The organism is Bradyrhizobium sp., assembly GCF_019244115.1.
Taxonomy (GTDB): domain Bacteria; phylum Pseudomonadota; class Alphaproteobacteria; order Rhizobiales; family Xanthobacteraceae; genus Bradyrhizobium.
The window spans coordinates 1-3,579 of the sequence record NZ_JAFATE010000791.1; the positions used below are offsets into that span (position 1 = coordinate 1).

Below are 3,579 nucleotides of genomic sequence, written 5' to 3' on the forward strand. Positions count from 1 at the left end.
AGACCGCGCTTGCAGCAACACCGAGCTACCAGCCGCGCCGCGCCCCAATTGCGGCCGCGTCGATAAGGCGGCGTCTGTGATCACCAATCCTTTGAAATTAACCTTTCGTTAACCAACTCGGTATTGGGTCTCCCTACGACATCGGGACCCCACCGACTCATGGCCGCTCCGTACCCTCCTCTGCCGACGACCGCAGGCTCCCGCGCCCAGCGCCGCAATGACGTCGCCGGGGCTTATGCCCACGCCGTGGAGTGCTATCAGCGCGGCCACATCGCGGAGGCGCAGAAAGGGTTTCGGTTCGTCCTGAAGAAGCATCCGAATCATTTTGACACCCTGCACATGCTGGGCCTCTCCGAGTATCAACTCGGCGAAACCGAGGCCGCGATGCGCACGATCAAGCGGGCCTTGATGGTCGACCCACAATCCGAAGCGGCGCATTCCAATCTCGCGACCGTCCTGCTGTCCCTCGGCAAGGCCGCGGACTCGCTGGTGTCCTGCGAGACGGCGATCCGCCTTGCGCCCGCCTTCGCCAACGCGCATTACAATCACGGCAATGCCCTGTTCGCGCTGGGGCGGTTCGCCGATGCCGCGGCCAGCTTCAGGACCGCGTTCGCCCTCAACCCGCAATTCGTCGATGCCTTCAACAATTGCGGCAACGCCCTGCACAAGGCGAGGCAGTTCGCCGAAGCGATCACCTGCTACGACCAAGTTCTCGCCCTCGCTCCGGGCCACGTGCTGGCCTATATCAACAGGGGCGCGGCTTACATCGAATTGCGCAAGACCGATGAGGCGATCGCGGATTTCGACCGCGCGATCGCGCTTGCGCCTGACCACGCCGGCGTCTGGATCAATCGCGGCGAAGCGCTCCTGCAGCGCCGCTACCTGGACGAGGCGCTGCAGAGCTACGATCGCGCGATCGAACTGGATCCACGATCGCCGGAAGCCTGGCTCGGCCGTGCCAATGTCCTGGTGCTGTCGCGGCGCGTGGACGAGGCCAAGCGCGCCTGCCAGGAGGCGCTCGCGATCGATCCGAATTCGGTGAAGGCGCTGGTCCAGTTCGGGCAGTGCCTTGCCCATCAGGGCGATGCAGATGCAGGCATCGCCCTTTTCGAGCAGGCGCTTCTCATCGATCCGTGCGACGACGCGGCGCACGCCAACAGGATCTTTACCCTCGACTTCAGCGCCACGGCTAGCTTCGCCGAGCACCAGGCGGCACGGGCCGACTGGTGGCGCGCGATCGGCGCCGTGGAAGCCGGCGCACGGCCCGCGCCCGTTCACGACAATGAGCTCAGCCCAGGGCGCAAGCTCGTCGTCGGATATGTGGGTGCGGAATTCAAGCGCTGCTCGGCGGCGTACACCTACCGCTCGGTGCTCGAGAACCACGACAAGACCAGATTCGAGGTGATCTGCTATTCCGCGACGACGAAGACCGACGAGGTCACCGAGAGCTTTAAGCAGGCGGCCGACCATTGGCGCGAGATCGGACAATGGCCGGACGACCAGCTCGAGGCGTGCGTCCGGCGCGACAAGATCGACATTCTGGTGGACCTGTTCGGCCACAGCGCGGACAACCGCTTGCGCGTGTTCGCGCGCAAGCCGGCTCCGGTTCAGGTGACCGCCTGGGGGCACGCGACGGGAACCGGAATGCCTGTCATGGACTATCTGTTCTCCGATCCCGTGGCCATTCCGCAGGAGGTCCGCCCCCTCTTTGCCGAACAGGTTTTTGACCTGCCCTGCCTCATCGTTGCAGAGCCGCCGCGCGGCGACTTCAGATCGCCCGTCCCGCCGGTGACGCAGAACGGTTTCATGACCTATGGGGTGTTCAATCGGGTCAGCAAGCTGTCGGACGTCGCCCTAGCGCTATGGTCGCAGCTGCTCGCCTCCAAGTCCGACGCACGGCTGGTCATCAAGGACCACATGCTCGATGACGACGAGACCTGCCGCATTCTGCGCGACCGCTTCGCGCGGAGCGGCGCGGATCTCGAGCGCATCAGCCTGCTCGGATCGACCAGTCGCGAACAGCACCTCGAAGCGTTCGCCCAGATCGACGTCTGTCTCGATCCGTTCCCGCAAGGCGGCGGCGTGTCGACCTGGGAAGCGCTGTACATGGGCGTGCCGGTCGTGACCAGGATGGGCCGGAGCGTTCCGACCCGGGCGGCCGCGGCCATTCTGTCGGCCACGGGTCTGTCGGACTGGATCGCGCGCGACGATCAGGACTATCTCGCGATCGCTTCTCGGCCGACGAAGGATCACTTGCAGACCCTCCGGCAGGATTTGCCTGAGCTGATCCAGCGCCGCTGCGGACCGCTACGTTATGCGAAGGCGGTCGAGGATGCCTATCAGCAAATGTGGCGACAATACTGTGAAGCCCAGCTGCCAAACGGCGGCGTTATTCCGTAATTTAGCCCATCACGATCCGCATCCCGTCGTAGGCCGGCTCGATGCCTGCGGGCACGCTGACGCGCAGGACTTCGTAGTCGAGGTCGGAGTGCAGGTTGGTCAAAATGGCGCGGCGCGGCTTGAAGCGGTCGATCCAGGAGAGCGCATCACTCAGGCTGAAATGACTGGGATGGGGCGCATGGCGTAGCGCATCGACGATCCAGAGATCGAGATTTTCGAGCAAGGGCCAGCTCTCCTGCGGGATGTCGCTGAGATCGGGCGTATAGGCCGCTGCGCCGATGCGATAGCCGAGCGCGGGGATGTTGCCGTGTTTGACGAGGAACGCCTTGAGCGTCACCTCCCCGCCCTTGCCCATGACGGCCTGGCTTTCGCCGGCTTCGATCGAATGCCGCGTCAGGATTGGCGGATAGTCGCTACCCTCAGGCGAGATGAAGCAATAGGAGAACCGCGCCATGATGTCCTTGGCGGTCGACAGACAAAAATAGGTCGGAATCCGCCGGCGCTGGTGCAGCACCACCGAGCGCAGATCGTCGATGCCATGGGTCTGGTCGGCATGCTCATGGGTCAAGAACACCGCGTCGATATGGTCGACATCAGCATCGATCAGTTGCTCGCGCAGGTCAGGCGAAGTGTCGATCACGATCCGCGTCGTGCCGTGCTCGGAGCTGCGTTCGGCCATCAGCGAGCAGCGGCGCCGGCGATTCCTGGGATTTTTGGGATCGCACTGGCCCCAGCCCAGCGCGGGGCGCGGAACGCCGGCCGATGAGCCGCAGCCAAGGATCGTCAGGGTCAGGGTCATGCGGCTATCGGCCGTGGCACTTTGGAGAACAGGCGGAAGAAGTTTTCCGTGGTCTGCCGCGCGATCTCGTCGAGCGAGACCCCGCGTGCGTCCGCCAGCACTTTTGCGACCTCGACGACATAGGCCGGCTCGTTGCGCTTGCCGCGGAATTTTCCGGGCGCAAGATACGGCGCATCGGTCTCGACCATGATGCGGTCCGCCGGCAGCTCGGCCGCCAGCGCGCGCAAGGCTTCCGACTTCTTGAACGTGAGGATCCCGGTAAAGGAGATTGATAGCCCCAATGCAATCGCCTTCATCGCAAGCTCGCGGCCGCCGGTGTAGCAATGCAGCACCGCGCGAAATGCTCCCCTGGCCGCCTCTTCCTCCAGGATGCGTCCGCA

The 3,579-nt window shown here is 64.3% G+C and carries 3 protein-coding genes; 1 reads left to right on the forward strand and 2 read right to left on the reverse strand.

Annotated elements, in window-relative coordinates:
- Window positions 1–159: 159 nt before the first annotated feature.
- Window positions 160–2,400, forward strand: coding sequence for a tetratricopeptide repeat protein (locus JOZ76_RS33625; protein WP_291705688.1), 2,241 nt, complete (start codon window positions 160–162; stop codon window positions 2,398–2,400).
- Between the two features lies 1 nt (window position 2,401).
- Here JOZ76_RS33625 and JOZ76_RS33630 read toward each other — a convergent pair whose 3' ends face one another.
- Both JOZ76_RS33630 and JOZ76_RS33635 read right to left on the reverse strand, forming a co-directional pair.
- Window positions 2,402–3,199: an MBL fold metallo-hydrolase gene (locus JOZ76_RS33630; protein WP_291705689.1), complete on the reverse strand. Its 798-nt coding sequence runs from the start codon at window positions 3,197–3,199 to the stop codon at window positions 2,402–2,404.
- A partial coding sequence (locus JOZ76_RS33635; protein ID WP_291705690.1) for a TatD family hydrolase occupies window positions 3,196–3,579 on the reverse strand: 384 nt, incomplete at its 5' end. The genes JOZ76_RS33630 and JOZ76_RS33635, both read right to left, overlap by 4 nt.

Coding starts and splice junctions, on each gene's coding strand:
- JOZ76_RS33625 (WP_291705688.1), top strand. CDS start 160: ATGGCCGCTCCGTACCCTCCTCTGCCGACGACCGCAGGCTCCCGCGCC.
- JOZ76_RS33630 (WP_291705689.1), bottom strand. CDS start 3,199: ATGACCCTGACCCTGACGATCCTTGGCTGCGGCTCATCGGCCGGCGTT.